Raw genomic sequence first — 16670 nt, forward strand, 5'->3', positions numbered from 1 at the left:
CTGAAACTTTAAACAGAGAGCATCGCTTCGATAAAGACGCAGCCTCGACATGCGCTCATTCGCGTTCCATGAGGACGATGAGAAGGCCATCGTCGACTGCATCGAATACATGCGTCGTCTGCTTGAGGCAGCGTCGCAACAATCACGACACTAGGAGACAGCGATGAGCAGTGCGGTAAAGCAATTGAACGTCCAGCAGTTCCTGGATACGAGGCCATTCAGCGGCTTTCATTGGAAGATCCTTTTGCTGGGTCTCGTCGTCCTGATTCTCGATGGCTTCGATGTGGTCGCGATGGGATTCATCGCACCCGCGCTCATCGCCGACTGGAAGATCAGCCGGGCCGCGCTCGGGCCAGTGTTGAGCATGGGACTATTCGGCCTCGCGATCGGCGCGCTGACGGGAGGTCCGCTGGCCGATCGCTTCGGCCGTCGCAAGGTCATCATCGCCGCGGTCGTCTTCTTCGGCGTGATGAGTCTCGCCTCGGCCTGGTCGCCGAACATCGAAGTGCTTTCGGTGATGCGTTTTCTGACTGGACTCGGCCTCGGCGCATCGCAGCCGAACGCCGCGACGCTTGCTTCCGAATATGCGCCGGAGAAGCATCGTTCGGTCATGGTGACGGTCATCTATTGCGGCTTCACGCTTGGCGCGGCGGGCGGCGGCTTCCTCTCGAGCTATCTCGTGCCGACTCACGGCTGGCATTCCATACTGGTCGTCGGCGGCATCGTGCCGCTTCTCTTCGCGGTTCTGCTGTTCTTCGTTTTGCCGGAATCCGCGAAGTTTTTAGCTCTGAAGCACGAGGGACGCACGGCGCTTGCGAAGATCATCAACGAAATTCAGCCCGGCACGGTAATCGGTTCGACCGACTTCGTGACGCCCGAACGCGAACACGCCGGCAAGGGCGTGATTCGCCTCATCGTGTCGAAACCGCATACCACGGTCACGCTCGCGCTCTGGGTCGGGCTCTTCATGAACTTGATGACGGTCTACTTCCTGAACAGCTGGCTGCCGATTATCGTCAAGGACAACAACTTCTCGCTGGCTGATGCGGCGCTCGTCGGCGCGATGATGCAAGTGGGCGGCACGCTCGGGAACATCGTCATCGGCTGGGAGATGGATCGCTTCGATTCACGCAAGGTCATGATCGCGACACTATTCGGGGCGCTCGTCTTCACGGTGGCGGTGTCGCAGATGAACGTCGGGCTAGCCGGTCTCATCACGCTCGTGTTCCTGCTCGGTTATTGCACGAACTCCACGAACACCGGCTGGACGGCGATGGCCGCGAGCTACTACCCAACGGAGATTCGAGCGACAGGCACGAGCTGGATGACGGGCATCGGCCGCTTCGGTGCCATCTCCGGTGCGTCGGTCGGTGCGGTGCTTCTGAGCTTCAAGTGGAACTTCGGGCAGTTGTTCCTCTTTTTGACGGTGCCGATTGCCATTGCCATCGTCGCTGCGTATGTCCAAGGCCGCGGCCGGGGGAACGCAGCGCCGGTGTTGCGCGACGCCACCATGCATTGATGATGGGCTCTGCTGCTGGCCGAAGGCGCTGCGTCGTCATCTCCAGATCGACAAGACGGATGCGGCCAGCAGCAAACCCATCGCAAGATTGACCACGCACCAATGACGCGGCGTTCTAAGCAACCGTGCAAGCAATGCACCGAGCGCGCACCACAATACGAGCGACCCGCATGCCGCAACGCCGAAGGCCGCGCCGAGGAGAATCGCAAGCCGGTTGGGACTGTCCGCTGCTAGCGCGAAGGACGCCGCGGCGCCGACGGTCATCGCCCAGCTTTTCGGGTTGAGCCACAAGAGCAGCATGCCGTTGATCAACGTGACCGGCCGCGCGGGACCGCTGTTCTCATTCGGCGGTCCGCTTCGGGCGACGCGCCATGCCAGCCACAACAAGTACGCGGAACCAAGCGCTTTCACGGCGGTTTGCAGCGCGGGCATCGCCAGCAAGATACCGGCAAGCCCGAGTGCGGCGAACGCGCCGAGCACGGCAAGACCGATGGCGATGCCGAGCATCAACGGGATCGAGCGCATGAAGCCGAAGCGCGCGCCAGACGCGGTGGCAAGTGTAGTGGCGCCGCCGGGCGTGATGGTCGCGACGACTGCGAAGAGAAAAAGCGGGAGGTTGAGGGAGGCCATGAACATGCGTGCGGGTATCGAGACTTGCACTCTACTGATCGCCCACGCATCAGCAAAACCAAAAATCTTGATGGCACGCATTACGATGCATAATGCGTCGATGCCTCGAAACTTCGATCTCGATCTCATCCGCACCTTCGTCACCGTGGCCGACAGCGGCAGCATGACCGTTGCCGCGAATCGGCTGCACATGACGCAAGGCGCCATCAGCCAGCAAGTCAAACGGCTTGAAGACTTGCTCGACTGCCTCTTGTTCGTGCGCAAGACGCGCAAGCTCGAACTCTCACGCAAGGGTGAACAGTTCCTCGTGAAGGCGCGCCAGTTGATGCGGCTCAACGACGATATTTGGTCCGACATGACCGGGCAGTCGTTAAGCGGCAGCCTTCGCGTTGGCGTGCCCTACGACCTCGTCACCGCGCTCGCGCCCGCGATGAAATCGTTCGCCGATGCTCATCCGCACGTGGAAATTTCGCTGGTATGCGGCGCATCACGCGAACTGCGCAACGCGTTGAACAGCGGTCTGGTGGATGTGTCGCTCGTCGAATACGTTGCGAGCGAGGCCGAAGGCGAAGTGATCCGCATCGAGCCGCTCGTGTGGGTGACGGGCCGCGGCAGTGACGCGTGGCGCAAGCGCCCATTGCCGCTGTCGATGGTCGACGAACGCTGTGCCTTCCGTCCGATGGTGCTGCGCGCGCTCGCGGACGAAGGCATCGCTTGGCGCACGGTGTTCGAGAGCGGCAACATCGAGGCGACCGCAGCCACCGTCCGGGCGGGCCTTGCGATCACCGCATGGCTCGGCTTTACCGTACCCACCGACCTCGAAAGGCTTGCGCATCATGAGGCCGGCTTGCCTGCCCTTCCGCCATTCGCCATCTGTCTGCAATTGCCGCAATCGATCCAGCCTGCCGCGCTGGAGTTTGCAACGTGCGTGCGCGAGTCGATGCGCGAGGATGTCGCCTTCCCGTTCGAGACATGCTGACTTCCTTTTTTTATAGCGGCGATGCCATCCGCAGCCGACGCGTGAGCGACATCGTTTTGTCGACCACACTCGACTTGCCCGAGCCGCCTGCAAGTCTCATCGCCGATTGGCAGAGAGAAGCGACGTCGCGGCTCGTTCTCGAACCCGGCGATGTCGAGGTCATGCCATTGGCGCGAACTCGCGCGCGCTGGACGGACTACAAGCACTGCGTGCGAGCTATCGTCGACTGGACCAACGCGCTCGGACTACCCGGCGTGCTCGCCGCCAGCGACATAGCGCTCATGGCCTGTCGTGGCGCGAGATACCATCATGACGGAGCGCAATATGGCGGCGCGGCCTTTTGCAATCTCTTTCTGAGCGAAGAAGAGGGTCTGGACGTGCATTTCCCCGCTGCGAGTCATCGCATTCCGTTGACACGTGGAACCGCCATGATCTTCGATACGGGCCAGCCTCATGGCGTCATTCAACGCGATAGCGAAAGCTTCAACGTGTCCGACTTCGCGCCCGACGAGGACTATGTTCAAGTGTTCCTGAGCTGGGAACTTCCGATCGAAAACGCCTGCGTGGCACAAGCACTGCAAGTGGAGTTCGATGTGGATGGCGCGAGCTCGTCGCAACTGGATGACGAGCAAGTGTGGTTTGAAGGCGCGCCAGCCGATGTGTGCCCGGAGACGGGTCGATGGCATCGGCTTGGCTGATCGGCAGGCGATTCATTTGCCGACACGCGCCTGCAAATGTGCGGGATAGCGTTCACCCTGTACGGTTACATTCGCGAGCCGCGTATCGATATCGCGCAGATTGTCCGCCGTCAATTCAATGGAAGCACCACCAATGTTTTCCTTCAGTCGATGCAGCTTCGTCGTGCCGGGAATCGGCACGATCCACGGCTTTTGCGCGAGCAGCCACGCGAGCGCGACTTGCGCGGGCGTCGCGTTCAGACTCGTGGCGATCTGCTTGACCACGTCGACCAGCGCCTGATTTGCCTTGCGATTTTCTTCCGAGAAACGCGGGACGACATTGCGAAAATCGGTTTGATCGAAACCAGTGCTCGCGTCGATTGCGCCCGTCAAAAAACCCTTGCCGAGCGGACTGAACGGCACGAAGCCAATTCCGAGTTCTTCGAGCAGCGGCAGGATTTCTTTCTCGGGCTCACGCCACCATAGCGAATATTCGCTTTGCAAAGCCGCAACCGGTTGCACGGCGTGCGCACGGCGAATGGACTCGACGCCCGCTTCCGACATGCCGAAATGTCTGACCTTGCCTTCCTGAATCAGGTCCTTCACGGCGCCGGCGACATCTTCCATTGGCACCTCGGGGTCGACGCGATGCTGATAAAGCAAGTCGATGCGATCCGTGCGCAACCGCTTGAGCGCCGCGTCCGTCACCGCGCGAATGTTGTCCGGCTTGCTGTTGACGCCCTTCTGCACGTCGCCGCCCTCGAAACCGAACTTCGTTGCAATCACGACTTGATCGCGGAACGGCGCAAGTGCCTCGCCTAGCAGTGTTTCGTTCGCGCCTTGCGCATAGGCTTCGGCTGTATCGAAGAAAGTCACGCCTTGCTCGAAGGCAGAGCGGATGAGTTCGATCGCATCGGCCTTCTCCGCTGCAGGGCCGTAGGCAAAGCTCAGTCCCATGCAGCCAAGGCCGATTGCCGATACTTCGAGACCACTCTTCCCGAGAATACGTCGGTTCATCATGCGACTCCTTCGTCGTTTGCCGGCACGCCGCCGCGATACTGCTCGTCCGTGACCTTTTCCATCCAGTCGACGGGACTGCCGTCGAGCTTCTCGGCAATGGCGATATGCGTCATTGCCGTGGTGGCGGTCGCGCCGTGCCAGTGCTTCTCTCCGGGCGCAATCCAGACGATGTCGCCCGCTCTGATGTCCTCCAATGGTCCGCCATCGCGCTGCACCCAACCGCGGCCCGCGATCACGATCAGCGTCTGACCCAGCGGATGCGTGTGCCACGCGGTGCGCGCGCCTGGTTCGAACGTCACCGTTGCGCCGCCGATGCGCGCGGGTTCGTCGCCCGCAAACGGCGCGTCGATCCTCACCGTTCCGGTGAAATATTCAGCTGGGCCCGTCGCCGAGGACTGCGAGCCGCATTCGATGATCCGCATGTGCGTTCCTTGCAATAGTTGTCTCGACGTTCAATGTAGCAACGCGACTTCCTGCGATAAAGAGCTAAAATCGGCATGAAGTTAGAAGCCAGGCTTATAAATCATCATGGCACGTTCCGATCTGTCCGATATCACCGCGTTTCTCGCTGTCGCCCGCGAGGGCAGCTTCACGAAGGCGGCCGCGAAGCTTGGCGTTTCGCAGTCTGCGCTGAGTCAGACGGTGCGCAATCTCGAAGCACGGCTGGGCCTTCGCCTCCTGACCAGAACGACACGCAATATATCGCCGACTCAAGCTGGCGAACGGCTGATCCAGTCGGTCGGCCCCAGGCTCGATGAGATCGAGGTCGAACTAAGCGCGCTCACCGCCTTGCGGGATACGCCGGCGGGCACCGTGCGCATCGCTGCTGGAGAACACGCGGCGGAAATGCTGCTATGGCCGGTGATAGAACGGCTTTTGCCCGACTATCCGGACATCACGATCGAACTCGTCATCGACAACGGGCTCACGGATATCGTCGAACAGAGGCTCGATGCGGGCGTGCGGCTCGGCGAGCAAGTGGCCAAGGACATGGTTGCGGTGCGCATCGGTCCCGACGTGCGCATGGCCGTGGTCGGCACGCGCGACTATTTCGCCGCGCATCCGAAGCCGAAGACGCCGCGAGACCTGACGACGCATAACTGCATCAACATCCGGCTGCCGACGGCCGGCGGCATTTATGCGTGGGAGTTCAAGAAAGGCGGACGCGAGTTGAACGTGCGCGTGGAGGGACAACTCGTCTTCAATAGCGCGACGATGGCCGTGAAAGCCGCGCTTGCGGGAGTGGGCCTCGCCTTCGTGCCCGAACAGCGGGTCTTATCGCAGATCGACAGCGGTGCGCTCTTGCGGGTGCTGCCCGACTGGTGCCCGTCGTTTTCAGGCTTTCATCTTTACTATCCCAGCCGACGTCAGCCGACTCCTGCGTTCGTCGTCGTTGCCGATGCGCTGCGTCGCGGCGTGTAGGTTCGCGGCGACCCGTGTGCCCGAACTCGGTCAGTCGAGGTTGAGCGGCTGCTCGTGCGGAGCGTGACTAGCCACGCGCTGCTCATTGTTTGTCTTCGAATGCCTGAGCTCAATTTCCGACTAAGAGCCGCGCGCCGAGGCTCAATAAGAGCGCGGGCAGCATGACGATCGCACCGACCTTCAGGAACTGCATGAAGCTCACTTCCTCGCCTTCGCGCCGGATGGACGAGAGCCAGAGAATGGTCGCCAGCGAACCGGTGATCGAGAGATTGGGACCGAGGTCCACGCCGATCAGCAACGCATCGATCACGCGTTCGGGGCTATGTGCTTGCAGCACGGTCGCGCTTGCAATGAGACCCGCTGGCAAGTTGTTGATGGCGTTGCTGCCGAGCGCGATGACCACGCCCGACACCGCCGCCGTCACGGTCTGATTCTGCTGCGACGCGAGCGCCAGCAAATGCGAAAGCGCCGCGACGACGCCCGTATGCGCCAGCATCTCCACGAGCACGAAGAGGCCAGCCACGAGCGGCAGCACGCTCCACGATATCTCGCTCATCAGCTCGACCGGAGATTGACGTTCTTTCATGAGCACCACCAAAGCGGTGCCGACGCCGAGGATCGCGGTGGGCAGGCCAAGTTGCATGTCGAACGCGGAGACGGTGAGCAGAGCCACCGCCGTGACGCCGATGCCCGCGAGCGTCACTTTGCCGTTCGCGCTGAGCGGTTCGACGTTCAGATCGCGAGCGCACGAGCCAGCGAGTTCGTCACGCTGCGTCCAGCGCAGCATGAAATACGTCGCAACGATCGACAACACCGAAGGCAAGGCAAATCGCGCAATCCACGAGCCCAGCGCGGGCGTGTGATTCGCGTAAAGCACGAGATTCGCCGGGTTCGAAATCGGCAACACGAAGCTCGCCGCGTTGGCGATGAACGCGCACACGTACAAGAGCGGCAACGGCTTCGTATGCGCCTTCCTCGCCGCAGCGAAAACAGCGGGCGTGAGCACGACGGCGGCGGCATCGTTCGAAAGGAACGTCGTCACCACGACACCGACGAGATACACGAGCAAAAGGAGCTTTCGGGGCGAGCCCTTGGCATGGTTCACGGCAAGCACCGCGATCCAGTCGAACAGGCCTTCGCGCCTGCCGAGTTCCGACAGCAGCATCATGCCGATGAGAAACAGGTAGACGTCGCTTCCCTTGCCTATCGCCTGCCACGCGAGATTCAGCGGTAGCAACCCGAGCGCGACGAGCAACACGGCGCCCGTGACCGCCCAGATCGCCTCGGGCCATTTGAAGGGACGCAGGATGACGCCGGCAGTCGCGGCAAGCCCGATGCCCCAGGAGAGAAAAATCGGATTCATGTAGCGAGAGAGGGTTCGTTGGCAGAATCGCGATGGATGCCGCATGCCTTCTTGAGCGCGCTGCCAAAGAATAGCCATAACAAGAGCGAGCCGATGGACACGGCTCCGAGTACGAGAAACGCAACCTTATAACCGAAGTGCTGGGCGAGCATGCCGCCGAGCGCCGGACTGAGCGCCGCGCCGATTCCCTGCACGGTCATCACCACGCCCTGCCCGACATTCACGCGCCCCGTGCCTTGCAGCAAGCGCACGACGAGCGCGGGAACGGCCACGCTTTGCAGCCCCGCGCCGATGCCGTCCAGCGCCTGCACGGGCCACACGCCCCAGGCGTTGATGAACATCGCCGCGACCAGACCGCGCAGCGGCAGTGCAAGAAAGGTGATGAGAATCACGCCCCAGTAACCGATACGTTGAATGATCCGGCTTGCGAAAAACGCGGCGGCCACCATCACGAGTTGCGCGATGACGATGGTTTGCGCGGTAAAGGCGCTTGGATCGCCCTTGTGTGCCGCGACGACGGCAAGGCCATAGAGCGGCAACATCGCCGCATTGCCGAGGTGGAACATCGCGAGTGAAGCGGCAAGCAGCAGCAACGGCTTGCACGTGAGCAGCATGCGAAAGCCGCTCGCGTGCTCGCGCTCGCGCTCCTTCGAGGACGAAGCGCCGAGCCCGCGCGCACTATCGTGATCGATCGAATCTCGCCGGATCAGAAGCGTGGAGATCACGGTCATCGCGCCGAACAAGCCCGCGAGCACGAACACCGCGCCGAAGCCGAAACGCCAGCCGAGCCACCCAGAAAGCGCCGCAGCCACGACATTGCCTGCGTGATTGGCCACCTGGTTGCGCCCGAACTGCCGGTCGAAACCGCGTTCGCGCACCATGCCGAGCGTGACGCCAGCCACCGCCGGACCGAGCGCCGCGCCCGTCACCGCAGTGAGGATCTGCGAGGCGGCGACCATCCAGTAATCGTGCGATACCCATAGCACGAGCGAGGCGAGCGTCGTCATCACGCCTGCCACGACGATCAGGCCGCGCTTGTAACGCGTGGCATCGACGAGTGCGCCCGCTGGCGAGGTCGCGAGCATCCCCGCAATGCCGCCGAGCGTCATCACGGTTCCGATAGCATCCGTATGCCAGCCCTGAGCCTGCAAAAAGACCCCGAGAAATGGTCCGATGCCGGCTTGCACATCGGCCATGAAGAAGTTCAGGCCTTCCAGCGCGTAGAGAGGATTCATTGGGCGATCACCTCTTCAGGTGGTTCAGGCTTTGGTAACCATCGTCGAATGAAGCGTGCAGATCCCCGAAATGCACCCAACTCAGCATGTCGCTCTCCTCGTCGTGCTTGCTTTACGCGTCGATCAGTTCGGCGATCTCGTCCACTTCGATCGTGCAGCCATGACGATTTTTGACGCCATGCCCCCACGCCTGGACATGCGCGCCCGGAGTCAGATACGCGACCAGTTCGGCGGCGGCATGCGGCGGCATGCGCAACGACGTGCCATCGTCGAGCAATGCGCCGCGTAACTCGCCCTTCGGACCGAAGAGCGAGAGCACCACTTCACCGCTCGCGTCGATCGGCTCGCGCTCGACGTGCGGCTTCTCATGCGGCTTGCCATCGCGATGCGGGCCTTCGTCGAGAATGACCTTGCCCGTCTTCGTCACGAGCGCGACCGCCGCGATCATGTCCGCTCCGCGCGGCTTCACGCCACGCACGTCGACTTCATCGCCCACGGCGATTTGCCGCGCGATCTGGCGAGACAGATGAGGCGGAAAATGAACCTGCCGCGCATGACGGGCGCCGAGCACGAAGCCATCCAGTTCGCCGTGCGGATTCAGAAGGAAGCGCGTCACGGTGCCACGCGTTTCGGGAAGGCTGTCAGGGTCGATCCAATGCATGTTTTGATTCCTCGTTCAGATGTCGATGAAAGTTCGCTTGTAACCGGCAGCTTCAAGGGTTGGCCGGAGCGCGGTCATAAAGCCGCGTGAGTTTTCCCGGTGCGCCGAATGCCGTTGCCTGAAGCGCGGTGCCGTACTGATTGCGCGTGCCATAGCCTTGCGCGGATACCTTCGCGCCCGTGTGGACAAGACTCGGAAACTGCTGCGCGACCGGAGGCGTGAGCTTGATGACGGTGCCATCCGCGAGAATCACGCCGTCCGGTTCGCCGCGCGGAGCGGTCGTGACATGGGCCACTTGCCCCTGTGCGCTCAGATGCGCGAGCCCCGCGCCACGCAATTCACGCGGCATGGGTTGCGCGCCCGGAAGCGGCGGCGTATCGACGAGTTGCTGGCCGCTTCTCGAATCCGCGATGCGTTGTGCCTTGAGATTGCCGCCCGCATCGCGCAAGCCGCTGATTTGCACGCTGTCGCCGGGACGCATCGCGGAGACAAGCTGCGCGCTCATATGCGGCGGAAAGCGCACGAGCGCGCCGTCGTCGGTGAGAAAGCCGTCGACGTCGCCATCCGGGTTGGTGAGGAAGCGGGCCACCGTGGCCCGTGTGTCCACTGCCGTGCCGGCGTCGGCTGATTCGAGCGGAGCCTGACCAGGCGGCGGCGCGGGCATGGCAGTCGGTGCGGGCGCGGCGGCAACCGGCGGCGGTACGACGGGCGCCGCTGCCGGTGGCGCAACGGGTGTCGCCGCGGCTTGCGTCTGAGCGACGCAGCCCGTGCTAGTCACGAGCAAAGCGGCACAAGCCGCCGCGCCGAACACGCGAACAGCGTTGAGTTGAATGGGATACTTCGAGGTCGATTGCATGACTCACTCCTCCACTAGGTGCGCAGTCTTTTGCAAGCCCTATGCCATGAGCCTCGACCCCTTGCAGCCTATGGGCAACGCCATGTCACGCGACCATGGTGTCAAGGAATCGGACACACGCAGTCCGGTTGCTTGACACTCGCCGTTTGCTCAGTCGCCGGAATTGGAAGAGTCGACGTTCGCCAGACGCGTATAGAGCGACTGGCGGCTGATGCCGAGCCTGCGCGCGGCTTCTGCGCGATGGCCATCGGCGAGTGCGAGTGCACGGACGATCAGCGCCCGTTCGAGTTGCGCGAGCGCGTCGTTGAGCGGCAGTTCGGCGAGACTGGCGGGAATGGCGTCGTTGACGCTGGCGGCGGTATCGAAGAGAAAGGCGAAGTCATCGCGCGTGAGCAGTGCGCCGGGCGCAAGCGCGCTCGCCCTTTCCACGGCGTTGGCGAGTTCACGGACGTTGCCGCGCCAGCCGAAGGTGACCAGCAGACGTTGTGCATCGGATGACAGATGCTTGCGCGTTTCCGGCGATGCCGCGAGCGTCGAGAGGAAGTGCTCCGCGAGCGGCAAGATGTCCGCGACGCGTTCACGCAAAGGCGGCATATGCAGCGGAATCACGTCGAGCCGGTACAGCAAATCCTGACGGAACGTACCTGCCGCGACCATGGCCGGCAGGTCGCGATGCGTTGCGGCCACGATGCGCACATCGACGGCTATGGTTTGATTCGCGCCGAGCGGCGTGACCTGGCGCTCCTGAACCACGCGCAAGAGCTTCGCCTGCATGGCAAGCGGCATGTCGCCCACTTCATCGAGGAACAGCGTGCCGCCGTGCGCCTCTTCGAAGCGCCCGCGCCGTTGCGCATGCGCGCCAGTGAACGCGCCCTTGCCATGCCCGAAGAGCTCGCTCTCGAGCAAGTCCGCTGGAATCGCCGCACAGTTCACGGCGACGAACGGTCCCCCGGCGCGCGCCGACGCGCGATGCAGCACGTGCGCCGCCACTTCCTTGCCCGTGCCCGTTTCGCCGGTGATGAGCACGGTCGAACTCGTGCCCGCCGCGCGGCCAAGACGCTTTTGCACGTCGCGCATGGTTTCGCTGATGCCGAGCAACTGCGGCTCGCGCGACCGCGCTTCGTCGGCGAATGCTGGCGACGCGGCGGCGGGCGCATCGGCGTGCGCGGCGAGCATGCGTTCGAGCAACGCGGCGATCTCGTCGCGGCCGACGGGCTTGGTTAAATGCTCGAACGCGCCGAGCCGCATTGCGCCGATGGTGTTGTCGCTCGTCGCGTGCGCGGTGAGCATTGCCACAGGCACGCGTCGAAGGTCTGCGTTCTCGCGCAGCGATTCCAGAACCGAGAGACCGTCCGCACCGGGCAGCCGGAAGTCGAGAAAGATGCAGCCGGGGGTGTCGTGCTCGCGCAGCCGCTCGAACGCCGCCTCGCCGGAGCGCGCTTCGAGCGGCGTATGACCCAAGTCCTGAACGGTTTCGGCGAGGCCTTCGCGGAAGGCGTCGTCGTCGTCGATGATCAGTATGGTCGCCATGGCAAATCGATCACAAAGCGCGTCACGTTGGAATCTTCCGCAAGAAAGGCGCGCCCGCCATGCGCCGATGCAATCTCACGAACCACGGCAAGACCGAGCCCCGAGCCGTCGGGGCGCCCCGTCACGAACGGCTCGAAAATGCGCTCTCGTTCGGCCACGTTCACGCCGGAACCATCGTCGATGACTTCGATTCGCAGACGTTTGCCCTGCGCACATTGTGCGCCATGCACGCGCACCGTTACGTGTCCGCCCGGCGGCGCATGCCGCAACGCGTTGACCACCAGGTTGTCGAGCGCGCGCGCCAGTTGCGCGGGATCGAAGACGGGCTGGGTCGCGCCTGTCTCGACCTCCGCGTGCAGGGAGACGTCCCGGCATTGCGCGCGCGACTCATGCGACTGCACGATCTCCGCGAGCCAGACGTGCGGGTCGACCGCGCGCGCGTCGATGGTCACGGGCTGCGTCAGGGCAAGCAGGCTCGTCACCTGTGATTCGATGCGGCCCACCTGCTCGATGATCGTCTTCAACGCGGCTCCGCGGCGCGTGGCGTCGCCAGCAAGCGCGTTTTCCGCTTTCAGACGCATGGCGCCTGCGGGGTTGCGTATTTCGTGCGCGATCTGCGCGGCCATCTTGCCCAGCGTGCTGAACCGCTCCGCCTGCGCGAGTTGTGTGCTCAGTGCGTTCGCTTCGCGCTGCAGGCGCTCGGCGCGTTCGACGTATCGATTGAGCGCCGCGACGATCTGATCCAGGTCCTGCTCGCCGAGCCGTTCCAGCCGCTTGCCTTGCTCGAACGCGCCCGCTGGCGCAAGCGCCTGTTCGAGCCGCGTGAGGTTGCGTTTCCAGCGCCTGAGGGCCAGCGCAAGAAAGAGCGCAAGCACGACGATGATGGTAAGCACGCCCGCGAGAATGCTCGCGGCACGCTCTCCATACGGCCCGAGCGGTGGATGCGCGCGCGTCAGCATCCACGCAAAGAGGCCTGTATGGCGCGGCACGGGACACGCGACGGCGACCACGGCATCGCCGCCGCTCGACACGACATCCTCTTGCATCTGGCTCGCGCTCGCCGCATTTTCTAGCGTTCGCAGAATGAGCGGCGTTTCGGCCTCGGGGACATCGCGCTTCACGCCGCTGCCTTCGTACGTGGGAAAGGCGTACGCGAGAAAGCCGTTCGGTGCGCCCTTTGCAGGAGCCGCGGTCCAGAAGCCGCCTTCGATGCCATCGGTGCGGATCAGCACGAGGTCGAGGACCGCGTGCATGAGATCGAGATTGGTTTCGCCGGGACGTTGCATCGACAAGTCATAGCGCGATGCGACCGCCGTGCAGGCTGCGGTTGCCTGGCTTTTCGCGGCGGTGACGCGCTCGCCGAGCGCCGAGGAAAGCATGAGCCACACGGCGGCCGTGAGCAGCCCGCAGAGGACCGCCACGAGTATCCAGAGCGCAAAGAGCTGAGCGGAGAACGACGGTCGCGGCATCAAGATAGGGAGACTGAATGGGTTGGCGCTCTTGTAAGCAAGTATCTCGCCTAGCTTGGATCGGGAAGCGATTGTTCAAGCATTGGATGACGATGTCGAATGCTTTCGTTTTTGCGGCATATTTGTGTGGTGCAGTGAATCGCTCCTCCCAACTTCGTGATACGGTAGCGCAGCACGTGTCTCGTCGAGGCATGACGCAGCGTTGACGCAACGGGCTTACCGCATCTTTGTTCCATCGATCATGCAGTTCGATTTCCCATTCGGGCGACCATCCTTCAAAGGCTGGTCGCCCGTTTGTGCATCTGGGCTCGCAAAACCGTGAGCAGAGTTAGAAGTGTTTTTATTCTCATCTGAGATGAGAGTCGCTTGAATATTTTTTGCGCGCCTCCATGCGAAAGGCAAGAAGTGCGCGCGATGGGAAACGACATGGCTTCCGCACAAGAACTCAGAAAATTTCGGGCAAACCTCGCCGATGAACTTCACAGCGCCGCGATCTACGAGACGCTGTCACGCGTGGAACAAGACCGCTCTCGGAGCGAAGTCTTTAGCGAACTCGCCGCATCCGAACGAATGCATGCACTCGTGTGGGCCGATAAACTCAGGGCAAACGGAAAAAAGGCGCCTTCCGGTTTCAATGCCAAGACTTATCTCATGCAAGCGCTCGTCCATTTGCTCGGACCGCGCTTCGTGCTTCCGTCGATTGCGGCTGCGGAGTTTGCCGACCGCAACAAGTACGCGGGCAATCCGGACACCGCACGCATGTCGGAAGACGAGCAACGACATGCGAGCGTCGTGCAGGCAATGGCGAACTCGGGCATGCCCGCGGCGTCGCAAGGCGCGGACATCGCGCAAGGCGAGTCGTGGCATCGCGGCGTTTCATCCGGCAACGACTTGCGCGCCGCCGTGCTCGGCGCCAACGACGGCCTCGTCTCGAACTTCTGCCTGATCATGGGCGTGGCGGGCGCTGGCACGGGCAACAAGGCCATCCTGCTGACCGCGCTTGCCGGATTGATTGCCGGCGCCTGTTCGATGGCACTGGGCGAATGGCTTTCGGTGACCAATGCACGCGAGCTTGCGCAGGCACAGGTATCGAAGGAAGAGAACGAACTCGAGCACAGCCCGGAATCGGAAGAACACGAGTTGACGCTCATCTACAAGGCGAAAGGACTGAGCGTGGAAGAAGCGAGGCGCGTGGCCGCGCAGATCATGCAAGACAAGGACAAGGCGCTGGATGTGCTCGTGCGCGAGGAACTGGGTCTGGACCCGGCTGAACTCGGTGGCAACCCTTGGTCCGCGGCGGCCGTGTCGTTTTGTCTGTTCGCCGCCGGCGCTATTTTTCCCACGATGCCGTTTCTGTGGACGTCCGGCACAACCGCCATTGTTCAGTGCATCGGCTTCAGTGTGCTGGCGCTGGTGGCTATCGGCATGTTCACGTCGCTCTTCAATGGCCGCAGCGCAAGCTTCTCGGCGATGCGCCAGGTTGTCGTGGGACTGGCTACTGCCGCGTTCACGTTCGGCATCGGGCACGCGCTGGGAGTGGCGGTGTCGTGATGGAAGCAAAAGCTGGACATTACCGTCACGTCAAAGGTCGCGGCGAAACCACTTCGCGAAGACGCCAGATTCCGCGAGCGAGTGGGTAGCCTGACGCCGCGTTCCTTGCGCTCGCGCGACAGAGACTGCATTCAAGCCATCGTTCTTCAGCTTGGCCGCCTCTTCAAAAAAATAATGCGTTTCGCGAGCAACCAGATCGCGTTCATTGTCCATCGTGATGATGTGATAGCAGTCGTCGAGGAAAATCTTGCGTCGACGTGTCGAACCGATACCGCGATACACGAGATCGGCGTTCGCGGTGGTGGAGATGTCGTCGTCTATTGCATGAATCAGCAGGCAATCTGCTCTGATCTTTGCGATGTTTTTGGTTACGTATTTCGCCAAGGCTTTGGCTTCGAAGATATGGTGCATCGATAAAGTGGCGGCGCCGATTTCGGAATCCCCTCGACGCTGCATGCTCTTTGCCACTTTTGCCCTTAGCGCCTCGTTCTTCAAACCGAAGGGCGAGCGCTCACGCAAGCTGTAGAAATTCCGGATCGGTGTTTTATAGGCGAGACCTAGCATCCAGTGATACCAGGGAATGGTCCAGCCGTCGTAGTCGAGCGTGACGGAGAGTAACGACAGCGCAAGAATTTCAGGCTCCTCTATGGCGAGCGCAAGCGCCAATGTGGCGCCAATGCAAAGACCGCCTACCGACACGCTGCCATACGCGCCCGCGAGTTTTCGATAATGCGCCCTGACCTGCTCGCGCCACTCGACGGACGTGCCGCATTCGGTTCCAAGTCCATACCCGGGCAGGTATGGGACATGCACGGCAAAGCCTTGTTTGACGAGCGCCCGGGCCACATAACCCATTTCCTGCGGCGTGCTTCTCAAGCCATGAAGCAATAAGACAGCATGATTTCGGCTGCTTGCGGCGTGGACGATATCCTGCATCAATAGGTTTTGAGCGCTCATTCAACAGACTCGGGCGGAACTTTCAAAATCAGATACGCGCCGTGCGAGGTAGGAAAGCGCTCCAAGCGACATGTCAAATCGGAACCAACGACATCACGGCGAGGCAATCTGACAACCCAGCTTCTTGTGACCTCGTCGCTCGATTGTTCGAAGGCCGAGGCAAATGTAGACGCGTCGCTTTCGGAAAATGTCGCCATTAGTCGCGATGAAGCCGATTCTCCTTCCAACGGCGCAAGTTCTTTTTCGAACGATTCGTTGACGTACTCATAGGACGACCCAACCTTCCCTATGTATAGAATATCGGCGCTTTCGTCCGTGAACTGACGAAGCAATCGGTCTGAAATCAAATGCGACGCCTCCGCGCTTCTTCTACGCTTGTCGGACCGTAAAAGCATTTGATGTCGGGACCGCGCGACTTCGGCAAAAAGTCTGGCTTCGTGTTGAGTGCGTCTAAGCCACTCGATCATGCAGAGGAAAAGAAGCGTAGCCGTTGGGAAAGCAACGAAAAGAATCACGTCCTCTTTGTCGAAGTATCCGAAGTTGGCATAGGGTGGTACGAAAAAATAGTCGGCGATAGGCACGCCAATGGCCACCACGAGTATGGCTGGACCAATACCGAGAAAGAACCCCACGAGGACCGCCGCGACCGTGAAGAAAAGTGCAGGCATGTGCGCTTCCAGCACGGGGTGCATCAACTCTCGCGCACCGAAGGCAGCGAGCGCGGCGACCAGTGCCACTCCATAGCGCCAGGCGCCTCTGGGCGCCCAGCTCCTTGCGTTGTTCAACACTCGTACTCCACGG

16 protein-coding genes are annotated in these 16670 nt (G+C 62.0%); 5 read left to right on the forward strand and 11 right to left on the reverse strand.

Going from position 1 to position 16670, the window contains the following annotated elements; genetic code table 11:
* Positions 1-163: 163 nt before the first annotated feature.
* Entirely contained in the window at positions 164-1519 is a 1356-nt protein-coding gene (locus LDZ28_RS21480; protein WP_244830498.1) for an aromatic acid/H+ symport family MFS transporter, read from the forward strand.
* Positions 1520-1555: 36 nt separating this feature from the next.
* On the opposite strand, the gene LDZ28_RS21485 is transcribed toward LDZ28_RS21480, so the two are convergent.
* On the reverse strand, positions 1556-2149 hold the full coding sequence (locus LDZ28_RS21485; RefSeq protein WP_244830499.1) for a LysE family translocator: 594 nt from the start codon (positions 2147-2149) through the stop codon (positions 1556-1558).
* 100 nt (positions 2150-2249) lie between these two features.
* On the opposite strand from LDZ28_RS21485, the gene LDZ28_RS21490 reads away from it, so the two are divergent.
* Together LDZ28_RS21490 and LDZ28_RS21495 are read left to right on the forward strand one after the other, a co-directional pair.
* Positions 2250-3128: a LysR substrate-binding domain-containing protein gene (locus LDZ28_RS21490; RefSeq protein ID WP_244830500.1), complete on the forward strand. Its 879-nt coding sequence runs from the start codon at positions 2250-2252 to the stop codon at positions 3126-3128.
* Positions 3122-3826 (forward strand): hypothetical protein, encoded by a 705-nt coding sequence (locus tag LDZ28_RS21495; RefSeq protein ID WP_244830501.1) that lies wholly within the window; start codon positions 3122-3124, stop codon positions 3824-3826. The genes LDZ28_RS21490 and LDZ28_RS21495 overlap by 7 nt, the downstream gene beginning before the upstream one ends.
* 12 nt (positions 3827-3838) lie before the next feature.
* On the opposite strand, the gene LDZ28_RS21500 is transcribed toward LDZ28_RS21495, so the two are convergent.
* Both LDZ28_RS21500 and LDZ28_RS21505 read right to left on the reverse strand, forming a co-directional pair.
* Positions 3839-4822 carry an aldo/keto reductase gene (locus LDZ28_RS21500; RefSeq protein WP_244831050.1) on the reverse strand — a complete coding sequence of 328 codons (984 nt, stop codon included), beginning with the start codon at positions 4820-4822 and terminating at the stop codon, positions 3839-3841.
* Positions 4822-5247 carry a cupin domain-containing protein gene (locus LDZ28_RS21505; RefSeq protein ID WP_244830502.1) on the reverse strand — a complete coding sequence of 142 codons (426 nt, stop codon included), beginning with the start codon at positions 5245-5247 and terminating at the stop codon, positions 4822-4824. Before LDZ28_RS21505 ends, LDZ28_RS21500 begins: the two co-directional genes overlap by 1 nt.
* 106 nt (positions 5248-5353) lie before the next feature.
* On the opposite strand from LDZ28_RS21505, the gene LDZ28_RS21510 reads away from it, so the two are divergent.
* Complete coding sequence (locus tag LDZ28_RS21510; RefSeq protein WP_244830503.1) at positions 5354-6247, forward strand: LysR family transcriptional regulator; 894 nt, start codon at positions 5354-5356, stop codon at positions 6245-6247.
* A 109-nt stretch (positions 6248-6356) separates the two neighbouring features.
* Here LDZ28_RS21510 and LDZ28_RS21515 read toward each other — a convergent pair whose 3' ends face one another.
* The 6 genes from LDZ28_RS21515 to LDZ28_RS21540 all read right to left on the reverse strand — a co-directional run bounded on the left by LDZ28_RS21515 (position 6357) and on the right by LDZ28_RS21540 (position 13361).
* Complete coding sequence (locus LDZ28_RS21515; RefSeq protein WP_244830504.1) at positions 6357-7610, reverse strand: arsenic transporter; 1254 nt, start codon at positions 7608-7610, stop codon at positions 6357-6359.
* Positions 7607-8845 (reverse strand): MFS transporter, encoded by a 1239-nt coding sequence (locus LDZ28_RS21520; RefSeq protein WP_244830506.1) that lies wholly within the window; start codon positions 8843-8845, stop codon positions 7607-7609. Before LDZ28_RS21520 ends, LDZ28_RS21515 begins: the two co-directional genes overlap by 4 nt.
* Before the next feature lie 112 nt (positions 8846-8957).
* Positions 8958-9506, reverse strand: coding sequence for a hypothetical protein (locus LDZ28_RS21525; RefSeq protein ID WP_244830508.1), 549 nt, complete (start codon positions 9504-9506; stop codon positions 8958-8960).
* Between the two features lie 52 nt (positions 9507-9558).
* The gene (locus LDZ28_RS21530) at positions 9559-10362 is read right to left on the reverse strand and encodes a hypothetical protein (protein ID WP_244830510.1); all 804 of its coding nucleotides are present in this window, start codon (positions 10360-10362) and stop codon (positions 9559-9561) included.
* 150 nt (positions 10363-10512) lie between these two features.
* Positions 10513-11892 (reverse strand): sigma-54 dependent transcriptional regulator, encoded by a 1380-nt coding sequence (locus tag LDZ28_RS21535; RefSeq protein WP_244830512.1) that lies wholly within the window; start codon positions 11890-11892, stop codon positions 10513-10515.
* Positions 11877-13361 carry a PAS domain-containing sensor histidine kinase gene (locus LDZ28_RS21540; protein WP_244831051.1) on the reverse strand — a complete coding sequence of 495 codons (1485 nt, stop codon included), beginning with the start codon at positions 13359-13361 and terminating at the stop codon, positions 11877-11879. Before LDZ28_RS21540 ends, LDZ28_RS21535 begins: the two co-directional genes overlap by 16 nt.
* A gap of 426 nt (positions 13362-13787) precedes the next feature.
* On the opposite strand from LDZ28_RS21540, the gene LDZ28_RS21545 reads away from it, so the two are divergent.
* The gene (locus LDZ28_RS21545) at positions 13788-14912 is read left to right on the forward strand and encodes a VIT1/CCC1 transporter family protein (RefSeq protein WP_244830513.1); all 1125 of its coding nucleotides are present in this window, start codon (positions 13788-13790) and stop codon (positions 14910-14912) included.
* 30 nt (positions 14913-14942) lie between these two features.
* On the opposite strand, the gene LDZ28_RS21550 is transcribed toward LDZ28_RS21545, so the two are convergent.
* On the reverse strand, positions 14943-15869 hold the full coding sequence (locus LDZ28_RS21550) for a carboxylesterase (RefSeq protein WP_244830514.1): 927 nt from the start codon (positions 15867-15869) through the stop codon (positions 14943-14945).
* Positions 15866-16606, reverse strand: a complete 741-nt coding sequence (locus tag LDZ28_RS21555) for a DUF4118 domain-containing protein (RefSeq protein ID WP_244830515.1) — start codon at positions 16604-16606, stop codon at positions 15866-15868. The genes LDZ28_RS21550 and LDZ28_RS21555 overlap by 4 nt, the downstream gene beginning before the upstream one ends.
* Positions 16607-16670: the final 64 nt, after the last annotated feature.

The sequence above is a fragment of the Caballeronia sp. TF1N1 genome (assembly GCF_022878925.1).
In the GTDB taxonomy this organism is placed as follows: Bacteria; Pseudomonadota; Gammaproteobacteria; order Burkholderiales; family Burkholderiaceae; genus Caballeronia.

Bases quoted from the DNA above. Each gene is read 5' to 3' on its own strand.
- LDZ28_RS21525 (WP_244830508.1), bottom strand. From the start codon at position 9,506: ATGCATTGGATCGACCCTGACAGCCTTCCCGAAACGCGTGGCACCGTG.
- LDZ28_RS21500 (WP_244831050.1), bottom strand. From the start codon at position 4,822: ATGAACCGACGTATTCTCGGGAAGAGTGGTCTCGAAGTATCGGCAATC.
- LDZ28_RS21485 (WP_244830499.1), bottom strand. From the start codon at position 2,149: ATGGCCTCCCTCAACCTCCCGCTTTTTCTCTTCGCAGTCGTCGCGACC.
- LDZ28_RS21520 (WP_244830506.1), bottom strand. From the start codon at position 8,845: ATGAATCCTCTCTACGCGCTGGAAGGCCTGAACTTCTTCATGGCCGAT.
- LDZ28_RS21530 (WP_244830510.1), bottom strand. From the start codon at position 10,362: ATGCAATCGACCTCGAAGTATCCCATTCAACTCAACGCTGTTCGCGTG.
- LDZ28_RS21505 (WP_244830502.1), bottom strand. From the start codon at position 5,247: ATGCGGATCATCGAATGCGGCTCGCAGTCCTCGGCGACGGGCCCAGCT.
- LDZ28_RS21495 (WP_244830501.1), top strand. From the start codon at position 3,122: ATGCTGACTTCCTTTTTTTATAGCGGCGATGCCATCCGCAGCCGACGC.
- LDZ28_RS21510 (WP_244830503.1), top strand. From the start codon at position 5,354: ATGGCACGTTCCGATCTGTCCGATATCACCGCGTTTCTCGCTGTCGCC.
- LDZ28_RS21545 (WP_244830513.1), top strand. From the start codon at position 13,788: ATGGCTTCCGCACAAGAACTCAGAAAATTTCGGGCAAACCTCGCCGAT.
- LDZ28_RS21480 (WP_244830498.1), top strand. From the start codon at position 164: ATGAGCAGTGCGGTAAAGCAATTGAACGTCCAGCAGTTCCTGGATACG.
- LDZ28_RS21490 (WP_244830500.1), top strand. From the start codon at position 2,250: ATGCCTCGAAACTTCGATCTCGATCTCATCCGCACCTTCGTCACCGTG.
- LDZ28_RS21515 (WP_244830504.1), bottom strand. From the start codon at position 7,610: ATGAATCCGATTTTTCTCTCCTGGGGCATCGGGCTTGCCGCGACTGCC.
- LDZ28_RS21540 (WP_244831051.1), bottom strand. From the start codon at position 13,361: ATGCCGCGACCGTCGTTCTCCGCTCAGCTCTTTGCGCTCTGGATACTC.
- LDZ28_RS21550 (WP_244830514.1), bottom strand. From the start codon at position 15,869: ATGAGCGCTCAAAACCTATTGATGCAGGATATCGTCCACGCCGCAAGC.
- LDZ28_RS21535 (WP_244830512.1), bottom strand. From the start codon at position 11,892: ATGGCGACCATACTGATCATCGACGACGACGACGCCTTCCGCGAAGGC.